The 20,088-nt window shown below is 69.8% G+C and carries 18 protein-coding genes; 4 read left to right on the forward strand and 14 right to left on the reverse strand.

Features of this window, described 5'->3' with window-relative positions:
- Positions 1–277: 277 nt before the first annotated feature.
- Positions 278–1,459, forward strand: coding sequence for a M23 family metallopeptidase (locus tag F8178_RS11410; RefSeq protein ID WP_317494726.1), 1,182 nt, complete (start codon positions 278–280; stop codon positions 1,457–1,459).
- A 50-nt stretch (positions 1,460–1,509) separates the two neighbouring features.
- Here the strand turns inward: F8178_RS11410 and F8178_RS11415 are convergent, their stop codons facing one another.
- The 4 genes from F8178_RS11415 to tsaB form a co-directional block, all read right to left on the reverse strand.
- A complete protein-coding gene (locus F8178_RS11415; RefSeq protein WP_317494727.1) occupies positions 1,510–2,094 on the reverse strand; it encodes a DJ-1/PfpI family protein in 585 nt (194 codons plus the stop codon).
- 74 nt (positions 2,095–2,168) lie between these two features.
- Positions 2,169–3,215 carry a tRNA (adenosine(37)-N6)-threonylcarbamoyltransferase complex transferase subunit TsaD gene (tsaD, locus tag F8178_RS11420; RefSeq protein ID WP_317494728.1) on the reverse strand — a complete coding sequence of 349 codons (1,047 nt, stop codon included), beginning with the start codon at positions 3,213–3,215 and terminating at the stop codon, positions 2,169–2,171.
- Positions 3,215–3,766 (reverse strand): ribosomal protein S18-alanine N-acetyltransferase, encoded by a 552-nt coding sequence (gene rimI / locus F8178_RS11425; RefSeq protein WP_317494729.1) that lies wholly within the window; start codon positions 3,764–3,766, stop codon positions 3,215–3,217. The genes tsaD and rimI overlap by 1 nt, the downstream gene beginning before the upstream one ends.
- Entirely contained in the window at positions 3,763–4,434 is a 672-nt protein-coding gene (gene tsaB / locus F8178_RS11430; RefSeq protein ID WP_317494730.1) for a tRNA (adenosine(37)-N6)-threonylcarbamoyltransferase complex dimerization subunit type 1 TsaB, read from the reverse strand. The genes rimI and tsaB overlap by 4 nt, the downstream gene beginning before the upstream one ends.
- A gap of 65 nt (positions 4,435–4,499) precedes the next feature.
- On the opposite strand from tsaB, the gene F8178_RS11435 reads away from it, so the two are divergent.
- A complete protein-coding gene (locus F8178_RS11435) occupies positions 4,500–5,957 on the forward strand; it encodes an acyl-CoA synthetase (protein ID WP_317494731.1) in 1,458 nt (485 codons plus the stop codon).
- A 118-nt stretch (positions 5,958–6,075) separates the two neighbouring features.
- Here the strand turns inward: F8178_RS11435 and F8178_RS11440 are convergent, their stop codons facing one another.
- Complete coding sequence (locus tag F8178_RS11440; protein WP_317494732.1) at positions 6,076–7,356, reverse strand: helix-turn-helix domain-containing protein; 1,281 nt, start codon at positions 7,354–7,356, stop codon at positions 6,076–6,078.
- A gap of 203 nt (positions 7,357–7,559) precedes the next feature.
- Here F8178_RS11440 and F8178_RS11445 point away from each other — a divergent pair, with 203 nt between their 5' ends.
- On the forward strand, positions 7,560–8,462 hold the full coding sequence (locus tag F8178_RS11445) for an SDR family oxidoreductase (RefSeq protein WP_317494733.1): 903 nt from the start codon (positions 7,560–7,562) through the stop codon (positions 8,460–8,462).
- 180 nt (positions 8,463–8,642) lie between these two features.
- Here the strand turns inward: F8178_RS11445 and F8178_RS11450 are convergent, their stop codons facing one another.
- The 6 genes from F8178_RS11450 to glmS all read right to left on the reverse strand — a co-directional run bounded on the left by F8178_RS11450 (position 8,643) and on the right by glmS (position 16,460).
- A complete protein-coding gene (locus tag F8178_RS11450; protein WP_317494734.1) occupies positions 8,643–10,079 on the reverse strand; it encodes a cellulase family glycosylhydrolase in 1,437 nt (478 codons plus the stop codon).
- Positions 10,080–10,091: 12 nt separating this feature from the next.
- Positions 10,092–10,583: a tRNA (adenosine(37)-N6)-threonylcarbamoyltransferase complex ATPase subunit type 1 TsaE gene (tsaE, locus tag F8178_RS11455; protein ID WP_317494735.1), complete on the reverse strand. Its 492-nt coding sequence runs from the start codon at positions 10,581–10,583 to the stop codon at positions 10,092–10,094.
- Entirely contained in the window at positions 10,580–11,725 is a 1,146-nt protein-coding gene (locus F8178_RS11460) for an alpha/beta hydrolase (RefSeq protein WP_317494736.1), read from the reverse strand. The genes tsaE and F8178_RS11460 overlap by 4 nt, the downstream gene beginning before the upstream one ends.
- A 90-nt stretch (positions 11,726–11,815) precedes the next feature.
- A complete protein-coding gene (gene alr, locus F8178_RS11465) occupies positions 11,816–12,943 on the reverse strand; it encodes an alanine racemase (RefSeq protein WP_317494737.1) in 1,128 nt (375 codons plus the stop codon).
- Positions 12,944–13,108: 165 nt separating this feature from the next.
- Positions 13,109–14,584: an NAD(P)H-hydrate dehydratase gene (locus F8178_RS11470; RefSeq protein WP_317494738.1), complete on the reverse strand. Its 1,476-nt coding sequence runs from the start codon at positions 14,582–14,584 to the stop codon at positions 13,109–13,111.
- A gap of 13 nt (positions 14,585–14,597) precedes the next feature.
- The gene (glmS, locus tag F8178_RS11475; protein WP_317494739.1) at positions 14,598–16,460 is read right to left on the reverse strand and encodes a glutamine--fructose-6-phosphate transaminase (isomerizing); all 1,863 of its coding nucleotides are present in this window, start codon (positions 16,458–16,460) and stop codon (positions 14,598–14,600) included.
- 189 nt (positions 16,461–16,649) lie between these two features.
- On the opposite strand from glmS, the gene F8178_RS11480 reads away from it, so the two are divergent.
- The gene (locus F8178_RS11480; RefSeq protein ID WP_317494740.1) at positions 16,650–17,465 is read left to right on the forward strand and encodes a chlorophyllase/cutinase-like alpha/beta fold protein; all 816 of its coding nucleotides are present in this window, start codon (positions 16,650–16,652) and stop codon (positions 17,463–17,465) included.
- A gap of 8 nt (positions 17,466–17,473) precedes the next feature.
- Here the strand turns inward: F8178_RS11480 and F8178_RS11485 are convergent, their stop codons facing one another.
- The 3 genes from F8178_RS11485 to F8178_RS11495 are packed head-to-tail and all read right to left on the reverse strand — an operon-like array spanning position 17,474 to position 19,993.
- Positions 17,474–17,725 carry a hypothetical protein gene (locus F8178_RS11485; RefSeq protein WP_317494741.1) on the reverse strand — a complete coding sequence of 84 codons (252 nt, stop codon included), beginning with the start codon at positions 17,723–17,725 and terminating at the stop codon, positions 17,474–17,476.
- Positions 17,715–19,667: a hypothetical protein gene (locus F8178_RS11490; RefSeq protein WP_317494742.1), complete on the reverse strand. Its 1,953-nt coding sequence runs from the start codon at positions 19,665–19,667 to the stop codon at positions 17,715–17,717. The genes F8178_RS11485 and F8178_RS11490 overlap by 11 nt, the downstream gene beginning before the upstream one ends.
- Positions 19,667–19,993, reverse strand: a complete 327-nt coding sequence (locus F8178_RS11495) for a hypothetical protein (protein WP_317494743.1) — start codon at positions 19,991–19,993, stop codon at positions 19,667–19,669. Before F8178_RS11495 ends, F8178_RS11490 begins: the two co-directional genes overlap by 1 nt.
- Between the last annotated feature and the right edge of the window lie 95 nt (positions 19,994–20,088).

Consider the following 20,088-nt stretch of genomic DNA (forward strand, 5'->3'; position numbering starts at 1 on the left):
CTTCCGAAACGGTAACCGTTCGCGCCAGACGTTGAATGCGCCACGCAGCGCAACAGATACTCACCCAGACGGATTACACTACGCAGGGGAGCTGGCACCTCCATCGATGGAATGGCGAACGCACCGTAACGGACTCCGAGTCGCAGGCACGACCCTGGCCCTCATCATCACCGTCATCGCATCGATCGCACTGTTACCTCCGCCCCAAGCTCCGGCGACCGAGCGGGCCCTACCCACCAGTCACTCTTCCCCCGAAAGCGGGAACAGGCAGGAGTTCGTGTGGCCGGTAACCGGCTGGATCGCCGCCACCGACGTCTACGCCACCGGCGCCCACCACCATGGTTCGGCCGATATCGCCGCGCCACACTTCACCCCGGTCCAACCCGCCCGATCCGGCAGGGTCGCGGCCACCGGATGGAGCGAGACCAACGGGTGGTACGTGCGGATCGACCACGGCGGGCTCGACGGCTACACCTACCAGACCCGCTACGCGCACCTGCTCGACGAGCCGCAGGTGGCGCCGGGCGACCTGGTCTCCGAGAGCTACGACGGTGGCACCGTGCTCGGCTACGTGGGCCGCACGGGCAACGCCGAGATGAGCGGCCCGCACGTACACTTCGGCATCACCCGGATCGACACCAGCACCGGCCGGGCAACGGACCTCGCGATACCCGAGGTGGCCATCGGCGACTGGGTGCACGCGGGCGAACACATCCCCGGCCGCTACCCCGGCCTGACCCCCATCCCCCTGGAACCGGCACGCCCGTTCGACGTCCGGGTGACCGAGCCCAATGGGGTCGGCCTCTACGAGACGAGCCGACGCAACGGCGACGAACTGCTCGGCACCATCCCGCGCGACACCGTGCTGACGGTCTTCGACAGCCGCCAGGGTCAGTACCGCGTACGCCACGGCGACCACGCAGGCTGGATCTCCCATTCCGGGACCCTACCCAGCGGCTCCACCGTGTCCGGGCTGCGTATCGAGCCCGGGTACGCGAGCGTGAACGTGCGGCGCTCCCCCGGCGGCGAGATCATCGGAACGCTACCGGGCGGGACCCTGCTGACCGCGTTCAGCGTCGACGAATCCGGATCCTGGTACCGAGTGCAGTGGCCGTGCACCAGCGAATCCAACCGGAGCACCACCGCGGCCGACCGAGGCAGGGAACACGGCGGATGCCCAAACGTGTCCACCCCCCGATCGGTGAAGTACGGGTGGGTCAGCGCCGGCGTCAGCGACCCCACACCTGCCTTCCGGGCACGTACCCGGATCGAACGCCTCGCCGTGTACGGCGGTACCGCCGTACACGGGCAACGCTACCCCGATACCGGCAGCCCGCGCGACCGGTTACGCATCCGAGCAGGCGTGACCGTCACCGGCAGCTGGAATGGTTGGTACCGCATCGACCACGACGGCGAACCCGGATGGATCAGGGGCTGGTTCACCGCGGGCAGGCAGTAACCCAGCAACCCAACAGCGCGGTAACGCAGCGCTCACCCTCGCGGGCCCGGCTACACCGGCGGGTCGGGGTGGTACTGGATGTAGTCCCGCACCTCACGCGCTCGTCCGCGGCTGTGCAGCCGGGCGATGAGGTGCAGCGCCATGTCGATACCAGCCGACACCCCGGCCGCGGTGATCACCGATCCGGCGTCCACGAACCGGTCGTCGGCTGCGACCTCGATCCTCCTGCCGAGCGTGGGCAACCGTTCCAGCGCCGACCGGTGCGTCGTGGCCTGCCTGCCGTCGAGCAACCCCGCGGCGGCCAACACCAGCGATCCGGTGCACACGCTGGTCATCAGCACCCCGCTGCCCGCGAGCTCACGCATCCGCCGCAGCGTGTCCGGCTCCGCCAGCTCCCGCCGCGCCCCCCTGCCGCCGGGATAGACCAGCACATCCGGAGTACCAGCCTGCTGCCACGAGACGTCCGGCAGCACCCGGAGCCCTTTCCCGCACACCACCGGCTCGGTCGTACGGGCCACCGTGCGCACCGTGGCCCCGTCATCGGGCCACAACGCCGCCCACGCCGCCAGCACCTCCCACGGTCCCGCCCAGTCCAGCTCCTCGGCGCCGTCGAACAGCTCGATATGGAACTCCATTACCCCTCCCGTCCCTCCCGGGCACGACCGGATCGCCTGCCGGACCGCCGACCGTGCCGCCGGTCCCGGAACCGTCAGACCGTGATCATATCCACCGGAAGTGCCGGGTTCGCCGAGAAATCGGGAGCCGAAGGTTTCACCCCCGCGCCAAGCACGTGCGCGCCGAGCGCGGCGATCATCGCACCGTTATCCGTGCACAGCTTCGGTCGCGGGATGCGCAGCGTCACCCCCGCGGCCTCGCACCGCTGCCGCGCGAGCGCCGACAGCCTCCCGTTCGCCGCGACACCACCCGAGATCACCAGCGTGTCGATGCTGGTATCCCGCGCGGCGGCCACCGCCTTGGCGGTGAGCACATCGACGACCGCCTCCTGGAACGAAGCGCAGACATCGGCGATCGGGATCTCCTCGCCGCGGCGCTCGGCCGCCTCGACCCACCGTGCCACGGCCGTCTTCAGCCCGGAGAAGGAGAAATCGAACGCCGCATCCTTGGGGCCCGTCATCCCGCGCGGGAACGCGATCGCTTCCGGATCACCGTCGGCGGCGGCCTTGTCGATGGGCGGACCTCCCGGGTAGGGCAGGCCCAGCACCCTGGCCACCTTGTCGTAAGCCTCGCCGGCGGCATCGTCCACTGTGGATCCCAGTTCGGTGATCGTCGAGGCGACGTCGTCCACCCGGAGAAGCTGGGTGTGGCCGCCGGAAACCAGCAGGCTCAGGCAGGGCCGCGGTAGCGCGCCGTGCTCGAGCGAGTCCACCGCCACGTGGCCCGCGAGATGGTTCACCCCGTACAGCGGGATGTCGAGCGCGGCGGCGTACGCCTTCGCGGCCGCCACCCCCACCAGCAACGAGCCAGCCAACCCCGGACCGGCCGTCACCGCGATCGCGTCGATATCCCGCAACGTGACACCCGCGCCGTCGCAGGCACGGCGCACCATGGGCTCGAGCGCCGCCACGTGCGCCCTGCTGGCGACCTCCGGGACGACACCGCCGAACCGCGCGTGTTCCTCCACACTGGACGCGACCGCATCGGCAAGCAGCCGCGGCGGGTGTCCCGGCTCCAACACGACCACACCGACGCCGGTCTCATCGCAGGACGTTTCGATACCCATCACGATGCGCGACATCAACGCCTCACCTCATCGTGCTCACCCGCGCCGTGCTCACCCGCGCAGTGCCGCCCGGACACGGCGCTGGCCGCGGGACGGCACATCGCGTACGCGTCGGCCCCGGATGGCTGGTAGTACCGCTCCCGCACCCCGATCGTGCAGAAACCCATAGTCGTGTACAGCGAGATCGCCGCGTGATTGTCGGTACGCACCTCGAGGTAGACCGGAGCATCGACCTCGTCGGCATGCCCGAGCAACCGCTCGAGCAGCGCACGGCCCACACCACGGCGCTGCGCATCCGGAGCCACACCGATGGTGTGGACCTGCCCCTCATAGGTACCCCGTCGCCGTGCCAGACCAAGGCCACCGTAGCCGAGCAGCACGCCATCCCCGTCGTAGGCACCCAGGTAGTACGCACCGGAACTCAGTTCCGCGCGGAACGCCCGCGCGTCCCACGGCGAATCCTCGGGGAAGAGCAACCGCTCGATCTCCACACAGCGGGCGACGTCGGCCCGCCGCAGCGGCGCAAGCACCGGATCCGCCCCTGCCTGATCACCCGTCGCCGTCATGGACTCACCCGCTTCCGCTCCCCCGGCTGAACCGCATGCGGCCTGCGCAGGTACACCGGCGCCAGCGGCGCGGGGGATCGCCCCTCGGCCAGCTCCGGCGCGGCGGTGGTCACCAGCCCGCGCACCCCCGGGTAGCGCGGCTCGACCACGCGCACCCCGGTACCGCCGAGTGCCGACTCGTACATCCGGGCACCATCGCCTGCCGCGCGCATCCCCGGAACGGCCACCGGAACCTCAGCAGGCGGATCGACGCGAGGGGCCGTGTCACGCTCACCGCCTCCGCTGTACCGCGCCCAGTACACCTCACGCCTGCGCGCGTCGCTGACGACCAGGAACGGGTCACCAGGCTCCACCTCGGCGGCCATCACATCAAGGCTGCACACCGGGTAGGCGGGTACGTCGAGGCTGTGCGACAGCGCGGCCGCGGTCACCACCCCCGCACGCAACCCCGTGTACGGGCCCGGCCCGGCGCCGCACACCACGGCCTCGATGTCGCGCAACGAGACACCGGCGGCACCCACCGACTCGGTGACGTGCGGGGTGACGAGCTCAGCATGCGCCCGCGCGTCGACGACCACCCGGGTCGCGAGCACGGTCACACCGGTATCCAGGGTGGCGACCCCCGCCGTCACCGCGGGCGTCGAGGTATCGATCGCGAGAACCAACACACTGACCAAGCGTACGGCCACCTGGCATGTTGCCAGCACCGGTCCCACCGAGGAGGCTTGATCACATGCTGTTTCCACGCCTGGCCGACCCCGACACAGCCGAGGCGGTACGTTTCGGCGACCGCGGTCTCAACTACTCCGAACTGGCCACCACCGCCCGTGCCGTGGCGGGTTCGCTCAGCGCGACCCGCGGACCGGTGGCGGTGCACGCCGAGCCCCGCATCGAAACCGCCGTCGCGGTGATCGCGGCGCTGCACGCCGGTGTCCCAGCGGTGCCGGTCAACCCGGCGAGCGGGCCCGCCGAGCTGGCACACATCCTCGGCGACAGCACCCCAACCGGCGTGCTGTGCGCACCGGATACCGCGCTACCGGACGCCCTGACCGGCCTGAGCCGGATCGAGGTCTCCGCGCCGCAGGATACGCGCACCCTCGCCGCCGACCTCCCCGAACCGTCGACCAGCGCCGCCGCACTGGTGGTGTACACCTCCGGCACCACGGGGCCACCGAAAGGCGCGGTGCTCTCCCGCGGCGCCCTCGCCGCCACCCTGGATGCGCTCGCGAGTGCGTGGCGGTGGAGCGGCGAGGACGTGGTGGTGCACGGCCTCCCGCTGTTCCACGTCCACGGGCTGGTGCTCGGGGTACTCGGCCCGCTCCGCAGGGGCGGCACCGCCTGCCACCTTGGCCGGTTCTCCCCCGAAGCCACCGCCACGGCGCTGCGCGCCTGGTCCGGTAGCCGTCCCACGATGCTGTTCGGGGTGCCAACCATGTACCGCAGGCTCGCAGACAGCGCCGAAACCGACACCACGGTGGCCGATGCGCTGCGCACCGCCCGCCTGCTGGTGTCGGGTTCGGCCGCGCTACCCGTGCGCGAGCACGACCGGATCACCCGCCTCACCGGGCAACGTGTGATCGAGCGGTACGGCATGACCGAGACGTTGATGAACACCAGCCTCCGAGTCGACGGCCCGCATCGCCCCGGGACCGTTGGTGTCCCACTCGACGGGGTGGACCTGCGCATCGTGGACGACGAGGGAGCGCCGATCACCACGCTGGACGGGACGAGCATCGGTGAGATCCAGGTACGTGGCCCGAACCTGTTCACCGGCTACCTCAACCGTCCGGAAGCCACCGCCGAGTCGTTCGACGGGGACTGGTTCCGCACCGGCGACATGGCCACCGTCGACGGCGACGGGTTCGTCCGCATCGTCGGGCGCAAGGCGACGGACCTGATCTCCAGCGGTGGTTACAAGATCGGTGCCTGCGAGATCGAGAACGCGTTGCTGGAGCACCCCGCCGTCGCCGAAGCCGCCGTGACCGGCCAGCAGGACACCGATCTCGGCGAACGGATCGTGGCCTGGGTGGTTCCCCGCGACACACCCCCCGCGGCCGAGGAGCTGATCGACCACGTCTCAGGCACGCTCGCGCCGCACAAGCGCCCCCGCGTTGTGCACTTCGTCGACGCGCTGCCACGCAACGAGCTCGGCAAAGTCACCAAGACGGCCCTCCGGGACCAACATCGGTAGGGCCACGCCCCACCCCGCGAGCAGCGACCCCCACCTGGCCGGTTGCCGACGCCCGGGGCACGGTTAGCGGGCTAACCGTGCCCCTGCGGTGCCACCAACCCGCAACACAGCGCTGCCGTCACCGGCCACGGCCATCCACGTCAGCGGGTAGCGCGGCGTCGCCGTAGGTCTCGTGCACCAGTAGTGCCAGCTCGAGCGGGAGCCCGCGGCGCTCGGGCCGTTCACCGAGTACCGGCTCGACCTGGCGAAGTCGGTAGAGCACGGTGTTCTTGTGCACCCCAAGCGCATCGGCCGCCGCCCGCGCGTTCGCCCCAGCACCGAGATAGGCGCGCACCGTCTCACGCAGCCTGGCTGCAGTCGCATCCCGGCGCGCCAACCCGCCGAGCTGCCTCGCGACCAGCGCACGCACGGCCTCACTGTCCGGCGGAAGGCAACTGGCCAGCTCGACCTCCCGGTACCAGGTGACCAGCTCATCGCGCGCGCTGCGCACCGCGACGGTCTGGGCACGGATCGCCTGCCGGTGGCTGTCCCGAAACCCGGCCAACCCCGGTGCCGGGATACCCACCGCCGCCCGCAAACCCGGCCCTCGCCGCTCGACTACCGCCGCGATCCTGGCTAGCTCGGGCTCCGACCCACTAGCCAGCCACGACCAGACCACCCGGGAGCCGGCTTGCACGTTTAGCGGGCTAACCGTGCCCACCGCGGTAGCCAGCTCGCAGGCAAGACCCTCCAGCCGGGAACTGGGATCGGCGTCGGTGACGGCGTCCGTGGCCCACAGCACCAGACCGGTCTGGTGCCGGTGCAGGTTGTGCCCCAGCCGCTTACACGCAGTGTCGATTTCCAGCGCCTCGCCGCGCAGGATGGCGTGAACTGTCTCGAGCCTGCGCGCGACCGACCCTCGCAACCTGCGCTCAGTCTCCTCGGTATGCACCGTGACGAGTGCGTCGATGTGTTGCTCGAGCAACCGGCTCACCCGCTCCCACAGCAGCTCGAGCACCGCCATCTGCAGTTCGGCGTCGGTGATCTCGGCGCGTACGATGCGCATCACCTCCACCCAGAACACCCGCTGTCCCGTGCGGTACAACCGCAGCAGCAAGCCCACGTCGTACTGGCGTTGTGCCAGCGTCCTGGCCAGGCCGACCGCGCCCACGGGCACCTCGAGGAGCTCGTGCGCGTCCTTCGACAGCATGTCTAGGAACATGCGCACCGCGTCCCGAGTGCTCGCGTCGAGATCACGACGCACTCCCGGATCGGATCCGAGTTCTGGTAGCTCCTCGATGAGCTGGCCATTCCAGCGGACGACGAGCTCGTCCACGCTCTCCTCACACAGCATGGCCGTGGCGTACTCGCGGACCCAGGCTCGTGCCGCCTGACACTGATCACTTTCGTTCGACAGCACACTTCCTCCCGGAGGAACGCCGGAGCATCCCGACGATCACCAACACTTATTGTGTCATCCGCACAGTATCTGGTGGCGAGCTCAGCCACGAGACCCAAGCGCGACACAACCCCCACCAGGCATGCTGCTGCCAACCACAACCACGCATAACCAATCCACGCATCGACCCTCGGAGAACCCCTCAGCGAACAAGGAGGCGCACCGTGCACATCTCACCGTCACAGCGACCCCGCCGCTTCCGGCGCTCCCGGCGCATCAACCCCGCCCTACCCGGCGCTGTCGTCGCCGTCACCGGCGGGGCGCGCGGGATCGGCCGTGCCACCGCCGAAGCGTTCCGCGCGGGCGGGGCACGGGTCGCGATCGGCGACATCGACGCCGAGCTCGCCGACAAGGCCGTCGCGGAGATGGCCAGCACACCCGGTCCCGCGGTGGTCGGTCTTCCACTGGACGTGACGGACCGCTCGTCCTTCGTCACGTTCCTCGACACCGCCGAACACGAGCTGGGGCCACTCGACGTGCTGGTGAACAACGCCGGGATCATGCCAACCGGCGGGTTTCTCGACGAGACCGACTCTACGACCGGGCAGATGCTCGACATCAATCTCCGCGGTGTCCTGGACGGCACCCGGCTGGCCGCGTCCCGGTTCGTGTCGCGCGGAGGCGGGATGGTCATCAACATCGCTTCGCTAGCCGGGGTAGCGGGCATTCCAGGCCTGGTCACGTACTGCGCGAGCAAGCACGCAGTCGTCGGGTTGAGCGAAGCGGCGTACCGGGAGCTACGCAACACCGGGGTTCATGTCGCGGCCGTCCTTCCCGGGGTAGTACGAACCGAACTCTCCGCGGGTGCGGAACTGCCCCCATGGCTGGAGGGGTTCACCACCGTGGATCCCACCGACGTCGCCGAAGCCGTGGTACACGCGGCCACGACACGCAAGCCGAAGCTCACGGTGCCCACCCGGCTCGGCGCGCTGCTCGCCGTCGCGAGCCTGCTCCCGCCCGGTGCGCAGCAGCTGCTCGAGCGGTTCACCCGGCTGGACACCGCGTTCTTGCACGCGGACCCGCAGGCCCGCGCCACCTATCACAACCGCCTGCCGGGAGTCCGGTGACATGTAGGCGACCGGTAGACCACGACCGCGCGCCCAGTTACCCGCCTGCCCGCCGCCGACCCGCGTCTGCGCAGGCCGCCTCGCGGCGGTGCATGACGCGCCAGAGCCCGCGTTTCGCGGGCTAACCGTGGTCCCAGGGACGCGTTTCGCGGGCTAACCGCGGCCACCGGCCCCCGCCGGTCACGGGCCGACCGGGGTGACGGCGAGGGTGCCGTCGCCTGCCGGGACCTCGGCCATGACCAGGCCTCGGCGGGGGTCCCACCGCCACTGGTCGGTTCCCGACACCGCGACGCCCTCGGGATAGCGCTCGGCTGGGGCGCGTAGCAGCGCCACACCTCCCTCGCCGCCGGACCACGCGAGGTCCAGGGTCCGCCGCTCGGCGTCGTAGTCGATGTCGCGCAGCGTGCCGGGCACCGCCTCCGGGTAGGCACGCAACACCGGGTCGTACAGGGGGGATGGTTCCCAGGTCTCGGTGTCGAACGGGCTGTAGGCCGAGTCCCCGTACTCCCAGATCGCGGTGCCAGCGAGCGCGTCGTCGACCATGTCGTAGACGTGTGTGACGTAGTCGGCCGCCCCGGTCGCGGTGGTAAAGACTCCCCACTCGCCCAGCCACAGTGGCACCCCCGCGGACGCGGCCTCCTTGCGACTCGCGGCGAAGTTCACATCAGCGAGCCGCCGCGTTTCCTGCAGGATCTCGATCTCGCTTGTGAAGTCCCACGGCCCGTACAGGTGCGGGCTGTACACGCTGTTGTCCGGCAGCATCCCCGCAGGCGGCGGAGAGGCCATAGTCACGGACTTGAGCACGTTCGGCTCCACGAACCCGATCCCGTTGGGGTCTGCCTCCCTGATGGCCTCCAGCCAGCGCGCCTGACTAGGGTAAAGGTAACGGCTCTCGAACAGCACCGGCGGTATGTAGCCCTGCCAAGGCTCGTTCATCAGGTCGTAGCCGATCACGTTCGGCTCGCCACCCACCGCTTCGGCCATCGCCATCCACGCATCCGTGTAGTACCCCTGCAAGGTGCTCGACAGCCAGAAGCGCGTGAACGCGCAGTTGACCTCGGGAGAAGCGTAGTTGGCCGCCCATGCGCCGGTGGGTTCGGCAAGCTCGATGTGGGGGCATCCCGAGGGGCGGTACGCCCAGTCAGGGGCGCCGTTCCCGCGCGGCCCGCCGTAGAGATCCTGGTGCATGTCCAAGATGACCAGCAGTCCGCCCCGCCCGGCATCGCGCACGATCCGGCGGATCTCACGCAGGTACCCCGGGTCGACCTCGCCCTCCTCCGGCATGATCCCTTCCCAGGAGATGCCCAACCGGATGTGGTTGAGGCCGAGGTCTCGGATCCTGCGGAAGTCCGACGCGTCCACATCGGGGTAGAAGGGGTCCCGCTTATTGATCACACTGATACCGCGCAGGACGACGTCCCGACCCTCGGCGTCGCGGATGCGTTCGCCGTCCACTCGCAACGGCGTGGCGATTTCGGTGGCGCCGTGTGGGTGTACCGGCTGTCCGGCCACTGCGGCTGCCTGCGGCAGGGCGAGGGTGGCCAGCAACCCCAGCAGCATGCTTACGGCTACCGCGGCACGGCCACGCACCTGTCGCGAGTGGCCGGTGGTGTTCATGGCCAGCAGATGCTAGCCGAAACGTGAATAAATGTCACCTTTCGGCGGTACATCGCCGACCGGCAGATCCCGCCCGTGCCAGGCACCGTGCGGCACCAGCTCGGCCAGTCGCATCTCGTCGTCCCGCCGCTCAAGCCGCACCAGCAGGTAATCCTCGGCGAGCATCTCCGCGACACCCTCACCCCACTCCACCACCACGGCCGCGTCGGCGAGCTCCGTATCCAAGTCGAGGTCATCGAGCTGCGCCAGGTCACCACCCAACCGGTAAGCGTCCACATGCACCAGCGGCACCCCCCGTTCGCCAGCCGGATGCACCCTGGCGAGCACGAACGTCGGTGAGCTCACCCGTCCCGACACCCCGAGCCCACCGGCTATCCCCTTGGCCAGCACGGTCTTACCCGCACCGAGCTGCCCGGACAGCAACACGAGATCACCGGCACGGAGCGTCTGACCCAGCCGCTGGCCGAGGGCGACCGTGTCGTCGGGCGTTGGCAGCTCGATCATCTCGTGAACCACCTCATCACACGCTCCCGGAACGACGCGATGACGCTACGGCGCTCCAGCTCAACCAAGGCGCACTGCTGCAGCAAGTCGATCAGGTTGCTGTTGACATCCTGCGGGCGCTCCAGATGCACCATGTGGCCCGCACCGTGCACCCGGACCAGCTCGGCCGCACCGATCTCCTCCGCGATGCGCTCGCTGTGCTCGAACGGGGTCAACATGTCCGCGTCACCGCAGATCACCGAAACGTGGGTGCTCGAGAACGTGGCGAGCGCGGGATAGCGGTGATGATCGCCGAAGGTGTCGATGAACGACACCAGATCCCGAACCCGTGTGCCCTGCAGCAGCTCGAGCATGAAATCCACCAGGCTGGGGCTGATGTCCCCGCTGCCGAAGGCGAGCCTCCGCACCGCCTGCCTGGTCAGCTGGCCGCCTGCGGCGCGCACGAACTCCACCAGCCCCGGCTGCCAGCCCGCGAGACCACCCACCCCGCGCGTCAGCGGGTTGTACCGCGACAGCAGCGAACGCGGAACCCCGGCGGAGGCCACCTCGCCTGCCGCGGTCGCGATCAGCGCCACACCGCGCACCCGGCCCGGCCCGTTCCCATTCCGCGCCACGGATTCGAACAGCTCCGGAGCCTGCTGCGCGAGCTCCATGACGGTCATACCGCCCATCGAGTGCCCGAGCAGCACGACCGGTCCCTCCGGAGCCATCGCACGGATCACCGCGTGCAGATCGGCGGCCAGCTGCTCGATCGTCGCCGCATCCGGATCCGCCCGCCCCGACCTACCGTGGCTGCGGTGGTCGTAGTACACCTGGCGCACCCGAGGCATTGTCAACGCGGCGAGGTCGCGCCGTTGGAAATGCCAGCTCCGCGCGGACAACGCGAAACCGTGCACCCCGATCACGGTGATCTCGGGAGTCCCACCGTCAGCGGGGTCGACCTCCGCCACGTACAACGGTGTGCCGTCGTCCGCGGCCACCGTGCTGGTGCGATCCGGGGCCAGGTCGCCGAGGGGCTCGTGCGCATAAGGGTCCTCCCGGGCGCCGCGCCTGCCCACCGCGAGCGCCGTGGCAGCCGCTCCCGTGGCAACCGCACCGACTCCCCCGATCAACCCGAGCAGGCGTCGATCCACTGCTGTCACACCCTCTCTCTGCTCACCGCGCGAACGGCCGCTCGCCCGCGGAAACGCTTCCTCGCATCTCGCAGGCCCGCGTCGGAATCACCGCAGCCACTACTCGCGCGGATCGCCTTCGGTACCTACGTACCTTCTGCGAACCCGCGGCCGGTACATCCCGGTGACGATCTCGTAGTCGATCGTGCCGAGCGTATCCGCCCACTCGCGAGCGGTCGGTTCACCCGAACTCCCCGTGCCGAACAACACCACCTCGGCGCCGAGCGGCGGCTCCCAGTCCCCGCAGTCGACCACGATCTGATCCATGCACACCCTGCCGACCACCGGGCGGCGTCTGCCACCGAGCCACACACTGAACCTCCCCGACAGGCTGCGGGGCACCCCGTCACCGTAGCCCACGGGAACCAGCGCGACGGTCGTCTCCCTCGGCGCGGTCCAGGTGTGCCCATACGATACCGACTCACCCGCCACCAGCCGTTTCACGAGCACCACGCTCGAACGGAACGTCATGGCCGGGCGCAGATCATCCGCCGTAGGCACAGGATTCAACCCGTAGATCGCGATCCCCGGCCGCACCAGCTCGAAATGATACTCCGGGCGGGTCAACGTGGCCGCCGAGTTCGCCAGGTGACGTAGCGGATGCAAACCCGCCTGCCGTGCCGACCGGTAAGCCTCATCGAAGCGGGCGGCTTGCACGTCAATGGACGGATCCCCTGGCTCATCGGCACACGCGAAGTGGGACCACATCGCCACCACGTCGATCTCGCCTGCGGCGGCCGCCTTGACCAACGCGGGCCACTCAGCTGCGGCGCAGCCGTTACGGCACAGCCCGGTGTCGACCTTCAGGTGCACCCGTGGCCGGAGGCCGGTACGGCCAGCGGCGTCGATCACCCTGGCGAGTTCGGGTTGCGAGCTGACCGTCACGTCGATCCCGGCGCGCAGCGCGGGCGCGAAATCGGTATCCACAGTATCCAGCCAGGTCAGCACCGGAGCGGTGATCCCCGACTCGCGCAGCGCGAGCGCCTCGGCCACCGAGCAGGCTCCCAGCCAGTTCGCACCGCCCCGCAACGCCGCCCTCGCCACCGGCACCGCACCGTGACCGTAGCCGTCGGCCTTGACCACCGCCATCGTGCCAGCACCCGACTGCCTCGCCTTCCCGGCCAGCACGGCGACATTGTGGCTGATCGCGGACAGGTCGATGACGGCCTCAGCTCGGGGTGGGTACACGGTTCATCCTCGCACGCGACGCGGTACCGGCATCCTCGGGTGACGCGTCACCGGACCGGACGATACACCGCGGGCGCACACCGTGCAGGCGACCACGATCCCGTCCCAGTGACGTGCTCCCTATCGGCACCCGCGCAAGACTTCCCCATCCGCGCTACTCCCGCGCTAATCCGTGGGCGGAGCGTCGGAGGTCACGGCTCGCACCGAACGCACCGCTTCCGGGATCGCCGCGAGCACATCGGAGGCCGCCACCGGCGCCCCCAGCGCCGCGATCTCGGCGGCCTCGGCGTGCACGTACGCGCAGGCACCCGCCGCCAGCCACGGCTCGACCCCGGCAGCGAGCAACGCGCCGATCATGCCGGAGAGCACATCACCCGACCCGGCCGTGGCCAGCCACGAACCGGGCGGGACCGTCACCAGCACCGCCCCGCCCGGTTCCGCGACGAGCGTGTTGTGCCCCTTGAGCAGCACGACCGCGTCGAACCGGGCGGCTGCCGACCGCACGGCAGCGACCCGGTCGGCGTCGAGTCTCGCACCCACCAGCCGCTCGAACTCCCGCGCGTGCGGGGTGAGCACCAACGGGGTGCCCGGCTCCCGCGCGTCGAGGAGTTCAGGGAAGGTGGCGAGCAGGTTCACCGCATCGGCGTCCACGCACACCGGAACACCCGCTCCGAGCACGGTGCGCAGCGTCTCCCGCGCATCCGTCGCCGTGCCGAGACCCGGCCCCACCACCCAGGACTGCACCCGCCCCGCGTCCGACACCGCACCGGTAGCGATCACCTCGGGCCAACGAGCGCGGACCGCGTCGGCGGCCAACCCGGCGAACCGCACCATGCCCGCGGTCGACCGCACCGCCGCCCCGGTGGCCAGCACCGCGGCCCCGGGGTAGGCGCTCGATCCCGCCGCGATACCGGTCACCCCCTGGGTGTACTTGTCATCCGCCTGCTGCGGGATCGGCCACGCCGCGGCGGCATCGACCGAGTCGATCCGCCACAGCTCCGGTTCCCCCAGCTCACCGGCCAACCCGATGTCGACGTAGCGCACCTCACCGCAGTACGCGGTGTTGAGCACGTGAACCGGCTTCAACGCGCCGAAGGTGACAGTGGCCGCTGCCCGCACCGCGGGGCCAGCCACTTCGCCGGTATCCGGATCGACCCCACTCGGCATGTCCACCGCGAGCACGGGCACTGCGTTGGCGTCGACCTCGTCGATCAGCGGCACGGCCGGGCCGCGAAGCGCGCCCCGCGCGGACAATCCCACGATGCCGTCGACGACAAGGTCCGCGCTCGCCAGCGCGGCGAAGGCCTGCTCGCCCGCAGACACCGCACGACCGCCTGCCGACCGCAGCGCCGCCAATCCCTCAGGGTGGGTGCGCTGCTCCGCCAGCAACACCGCAGTGACCCGCACGCCTCGCTTGCGCAGGAGCGCGCCCGCCCACAACGCGTCGCCACCGTTGTTTCCCGCACCGACCAGCAGCACGACGTGGCGGGCAGCCACCTGCCCCGTGTGCTCGGTCAGCATTCGGGCGGCGTGCACCGAGACCCCGAAGGCCGCCCTACGCATCAGCTCACCCTCGCGGGTGCGCGCCAGCAGCCGCTCTTCAGCGGCGCGTACCTGCTCGGTCGTCCACACTCCGCGCATGGCGCTCCCCCAACTACTCCACCGTGACGGACTTGGCGAGGTTACGGGGCTTGTCGATGTCGTAACCGCGGCTACGCGCGATCTCGGCGGCCAGCACCTGCAGCGGCACGGTGGACACCAGCGGCTGCAGCAACGTCGTCACCGCAGGAACCTCGATCAGCTCGTCGGCGTACGGGCGCACCACGTCGTCGCCCTCCTCGGCGATCACGATCGTGCGCGCGCCGCGCGCCTGGATCTCGCTGATGTTCGACACCAGCTTCGAGTGCAACATCGCGCGCCCCTTCGGCGAGGGCATGACGATCACCACGGGCAGCCCGTCCTCGATCAACGCGATCGGACCGTGTTTGAGCTCACCCGCCGCGAACCCCTCGGCGTGCATGTACGCCAGCTCCTTGAGCTTCAGCGCGCCTTCCAGTGCCACCGGGTAACCCACGTGCCTGCCGAGGAACAGCACAGCCTTGGCGTCAGCTATCCGCCGCGCCAGGTCCCTGACCTGATCCGTGGTGGTCAGCGCCTTCTGCACCGCGGAGGGAGTGTTCGCCAATTCGGCGAACTCCCTGGCGACCTCGTCCGGGTACTTGGTGCCACGTTCCTGCGCCAACGCGAGCCCGACCAGGTAATTCGCCGCGATCTGCGCCAGGAAGGCCTTGGTCGATGCGACCCCGATCTCGGGTCCGGCGTGCGTGTAGAGCACGGCGTCGGATTCGCGCGGGATCTGCGCCCCGTTGGTGTTGCACACCGCCAGCACCCGTGCCTTCTGGCCGCGGGCATGACGCACCGCCTCCAGCGTGTCGGCGGTCTCACCCGACTGCGACACGGCGACCACCAGCGTGTCCCTGTCCAGCACCGGATCCCGATAGCGGAACTCGCTGGCCAGCTCAACCTCGACCGGCAACCGGCACCAGTGCTCGATGGCGTACTTGGCCACCAAACCCGAGTGGTAGGCCGAACCGCACGCCACGACGAACACCTTGTCGATATCCCGCAGGTCCTGCTCGGTAATGCGCTGCTCGTCGAGGGTGATCCTGCCCGCGGCGAAGTGCCCGCGCAGCGTGTTGGCCAGCGCGTCGGGCTGTTCCTCGATCTCTTTGAGCATGAAGTAGTCGTGGCCGCCCTTCTCCGCGGCCGACAGGTCCCAGTCCACCGTGAACGGCCTAGCCGAAGCCGGCTCACCGGTGAAGTCGGTGACCTCGTAACCGTCCCTGGTGATCACCACGACCTGGTCCTGACCGAGCTCAACGGCCCGGCGGGTGTGCTCGATGAACGCCGCGACATCCGAAGCCACGAAGTGCTCGCCGTCGCCGACACCCACGACCAGCGGGGAGGAGCGGCGCGCCGCGACGATCCTGTCCGGGACATCGGAGTGCGTGATCACCAGCGTGAATGCCCCGCGGAGCCGGCGACACACCTCGCGCACGCTCGCATCCAGGTCGCCCGCCGTCTCCCCGCTCGCGTAGGCGCGAGCAACCAGGTGCGCCACCGTTTCGCTGTCGGTGTCGCTGGTGAGTTCGACACCGGCCGCCTCGAGCTCACCGCGTAGTTCGGCGAAGTTCTCGATGATGCCGTTGTGCACCACCGCCACCTGGCCCGATTCGTCCACGTGGGGATGCGAGTTGCGGTCAGCGGGCGGACCGTGCGTCGCCCAGCGGGTATGCCCGATCCCCACGGTCCCGCCGAAGGTGGCACGGCCGTCAGCGTCCAGCACGGCTTCCAGGTTGGCGATCCTGCCCGCCTTACGCGCCACACGCTGCGCACCTCCCCCGCCGAGGAGAGCGACGCCAGCCGAGTCGTACCCGCGATACTCCAACCGGTGCAACCCGCCCAGCACCACCTCCAGCGCCTGCCGGTGCCCCACGTATCCCACGATTCCACACACGAAAGCCAGGGTATCGGGGCGTGCTCGCCCGCCGGGAAGGGCGGTGGCCACGCCTCGGGTCGCGTTTAGCAGGCTAACCGTCAAACCCGGCCACGGCGCGGGTCGCGTTTAGCAGGCTAACCGTCAAACCCGGCCACGGCGCGGGTCGCGTTTAGCAGGCTAACCGGGGGCCCGCTACCCTCGACAGCCATGGCGACCAAGCCCCAAGCCCAGCTCGAGCCGCTCATGGCGCACGGACCCTACGACGTCCTGCGCGGCGACTTGGCGCTCGTCGGGCTTCCCGGCGTCGTGTACACACCACGAGGCGGCCTCGGCCTCCCCGGCATCGCCTTCGGGCACGGCTGGATGCAGCCGCCCGCGCTCTACCGGGGGTTACTGCGCCACCTGGCTTCCTGGGGCATCGTGACAGCGGCGCCTGCCACGCAGCGCGGTCCGCTGCCCTCCCATCGCCTGTTCGCCACCGACCTGGAGACAACTCTCCGGATCATCACGTCGGTGCGGCTCGGCCCGGGCGGTATCAGCGTGGATCCGGAACGACTCGGCCTCGCCGGTCACTCCACGGGAGCTGGAGCGGCCATACTCGCCGCCGCAGCAGGGCAACCGGACGTACAGGCCGTGGCATCGGTGGCCCCCGCAGAGACGGTGCCCTCCGCGATCCAGGCGGGACGCACGTTGCAGATACCGGGATTGCACCTGGCAGCCGCCGAGGACCTCGTCGCGCCCCCTGACGCGCACGCCAGGGCCATCGCGGCCGCGTGGGGTGGCCCCGTGCAGCTGCGCAGCCTGGCGAAATCGACCCACCTGTCGGTCACCGAAGGCATGCACTGGACGCGCCTGCTCCTGCATGGCAAACCCCGCTACGGCACCCAGCGCCTGGTGCGGGGCCTGTTCACCGCGTTCTTCCTCCGCCATCTGGCGGGTGAGAGCGAGCACCAGGAGCTGCTTGACGGCGAGCTGAAGCGTGCCCCCATCGAACTCGATCGCCAGGCGGAACGCACCCGCTGAAGCAGACCTCACTCCCGCTCCGGTGGCCACCGCAGGAAGTCGGTGTACGAGTAGTCCTCCTCGAAACCGCCCTCTTCCACGGTTACCTGTTCATCCGGTACATCCGTCGTAACGGTCCGCTCGCGTTCCCGCCGCGCGAGTGCCTCGGCGCGTTCGACCAGCTCCTCGCGAACTTGTTCGGCGCGCGTACGGAACCGGTCGAGCACCTCGTCGAACTGCACCCGCGCGCGCCGGTACTCCGGGGTGCCCTCACTCACCACGACCTGGCCCTCTCTCCCCAGGCGCCGGCCGCTGGCTCGGCACCTCGCCCCCCTCCTGGCGACCTCCCGCGATGACTTGCCCGGCAGCAGCGTCCGGCCAGTCAGCCTCCCCGCCGAGCAGCCCGCCGATACGGCCACTCGGCGTCGCGCTCGGCACCTCCGACGTATCCGCGAGACCGGCACCCATCGGGGCGTCGTCGGCGCTACCGGTATCGGACACGAGGCCCGCGCCCGCGAAACCGCGACGCTGCTCGCGACCAAGCGCCTCACCGTCGAGATCGACCAGCCCGGCCCCCACATCACCACCGCGCTCGCCCTCGGACCCATCGCCGGGTACGGCTCCCGCCAGGCCTCCCGCGCCGGTAGCACCACCGAAGACGGGCGGTCTCGGATCATCCTCGCCTGCCGGGGCGCCCAGGCGGTAGGTGGTCGCCCCCGATCCGTCGTCCACCGTGACGACGACAGGGCCGTGAGGCCCGTCCGTACGTTCCGCTGTGATCAGCATGCCGCGCGCCTCGAATTCGATCGCACCGTCGTCACCAGGCACATGGACCTCCTCGTCACCCCAAGAATCCAGGAGCCCTGTTGCTTTTCCGGAGCCTGCGTCGCCGGTGAAGTCCAGCAAGTGCCGCTCGCTCGTACCGTCCTGACCTCCAAGCGTGATACGCAACCGGCCGCTATCGGTGACCGGCGTCATCGACAGTTCGTGGTCCCCCTCGGTAACGGTCACCGTCGCCGCTCCCGGCCACGAAGCTCGCGTGGTGTCCCCTGGCTCGGCAACCGAGCCGTGCCCGGCCGCCTCCGGCTCGTCGGTGGTGGCCACGACGCTCGGGCTGGTGCGACCGGTTGCCGCCTGCGCATCGGAACCGGTAGTGCCAGCAGTCGCGGTGCCTGCAGGCGGTACCGCAGCCCGGTCCAGAGGCTCGGTCGCCGCCACCGGCTCGCCCTTATCTCGTACCCCGGTCTGAGGTGAGGTGAACCCGAGGCCGGTGAACGGCTGGCTATGTGCCGGCAGGTGCCCGAGAGCGGCCTCCATCGCACTCGCGCAGTCCGACACCAGGTCGTGGGTGATGGTGACCATGTCACCGAGCGCGGTCACCACCGCACCGTAGTGCTCGGCGAAAACATCGAGGGTGTGCGCGGCTTCCGCGATGTCGTCCAACGTACGAAGCCCGTCGGGGAACTCTTCGACCCGCACCGACCGAAGCCACAACGGTGCAGCATCGATACCGCCACCGTCGACACCATCGAGCCGCGACACCGCAGGCGCTCCAGCCTCCTGCGCGACGCGTTCCGTCAGGTCGTCCCAGGTCGGATACTGGCGCGAAAGCATCATCAATCGATCGGCCAGGTAAGCGTGCTTGTCACGTTCCTCGGCAGGCAGCTCCGCGTAACTCTGGAGGAAGTCCTGCACAGCACCCTCGCGCACCATCCGGCCGAGCTCGCGCACGGCCTCCCTCGTGGCACACGAGAAGCCATCCAGTGCGCCGACGAGCGCGTTGCTCTCGTCCTGGTACACGGCAGCGTCCGAGATCACCTTCGTGATCCGCTCGTACGCCACCTCGGCCGTGTAGCCCTGCCAGTCAGCGACCGCTTCCAGGTGACTGCGGGCCTTCTTGTAGACCGCTCCCAGCTCGTCAGCGATCTCGGCCATGTTCACCATGCGATCACGCAGCGCGTCGATAGCCCCCCAGTGGAACTCGCTGAGCTGGGGCAACACCTGCTGCGCGCCGGTCTCGCACCATTCCGGTGACGCGCCGTCGAACTCGCTGTACGAGCAGCTGCGCCACGTGCTGTAGATGTGCCCCCATCCCGCATGGTCGAGGTTGGTGGCCAGCGCGTTCAGCTCGGTGAGGACGTTCTCGCCGGTATCCGCCGGATCGATGTGCGGTTCGCGGCCCGCGAGCTGCTCGATCACAGCGCCGCCCAGTACTCCCCCCATTACGTCATCTCCTCGTCATGCTGGCGAAGGGCATGCCACGCCGCCGACTCGATTGATTCACCGCCGTCCGCCGTCCCGGTCAACGCCGCACTCAGCTGCTCGGTGACCTCGGAGGCCCCTCGCAGCGCGTCGCCAAGCGCATCGCTGCGCTCGAGAATCCTGGCAGCGGCGTCCCGCGCTTCGGCTACGGCACTGAAGTGATCCACGGACGCGTACCCCCTACCCCCATGCTCCGCAGCGTATCGCAAAGCGCTGGCCACCTCGGCGAGCTCATCGCCGATGCGGCGCAGCTCCTCGGACTCCATGCTCTGGTGATCACCGCGCACCCTACGAACCCCCTTCGTCCGCTGCCCCGTGTCTCCAGTGTGGTGCACAGGGCAGGTATTCGGTGGCGCTTCGTCGCCCCCACGAACGTATCGGG

The sequence above is a fragment of the Haloechinothrix sp. LS1_15 genome, from assembly GCF_033042135.1.
Classification (GTDB): domain Bacteria; phylum Actinomycetota; class Actinomycetes; order Mycobacteriales; family Pseudonocardiaceae; genus Haloechinothrix.

Excerpts from the sequence above, each read along its gene's own strand:
- F8178_RS11415 (WP_317494727.1), bottom strand. The coding sequence starts at position 2,094 with ATGGAGTTCCATATCGAGCTGTTCGACGGCGCCGAGGAGCTGGACTGG.
- tsaD (WP_317494728.1), bottom strand. The coding sequence starts at position 3,215 with ATGTCGCGCATCGTGATGGGTATCGAAACGTCCTGCGATGAGACCGGC.
- rimI (WP_317494729.1), bottom strand. The coding sequence starts at position 3,766 with ATGACGGCGACGGGTGATCAGGCAGGGGCGGATCCGGTGCTTGCGCCG.
- F8178_RS11435 (WP_317494731.1), top strand. The coding sequence starts at position 4,500 with ATGCTGTTTCCACGCCTGGCCGACCCCGACACAGCCGAGGCGGTACGT.
- F8178_RS11450 (WP_317494734.1), bottom strand. The coding sequence starts at position 10,079 with ATGAACACCACCGGCCACTCGCGACAGGTGCGTGGCCGTGCCGCGGTA.
- tsaE (WP_317494735.1), bottom strand. The coding sequence starts at position 10,583 with ATGATCGAGCTGCCAACGCCCGACGACACGGTCGCCCTCGGCCAGCGG.
- F8178_RS11470 (WP_317494738.1), bottom strand. The coding sequence starts at position 14,584 with ATGCGCGGAGTGTGGACGACCGAGCAGGTACGCGCCGCTGAAGAGCGG.
- F8178_RS11480 (WP_317494740.1), top strand. The coding sequence starts at position 16,650 with ATGGCGACCAAGCCCCAAGCCCAGCTCGAGCCGCTCATGGCGCACGGA.
- F8178_RS11490 (WP_317494742.1), bottom strand. The coding sequence starts at position 19,667 with ATGGGGGGAGTACTGGGCGGCGCTGTGATCGAGCAGCTCGCGGGCCGC.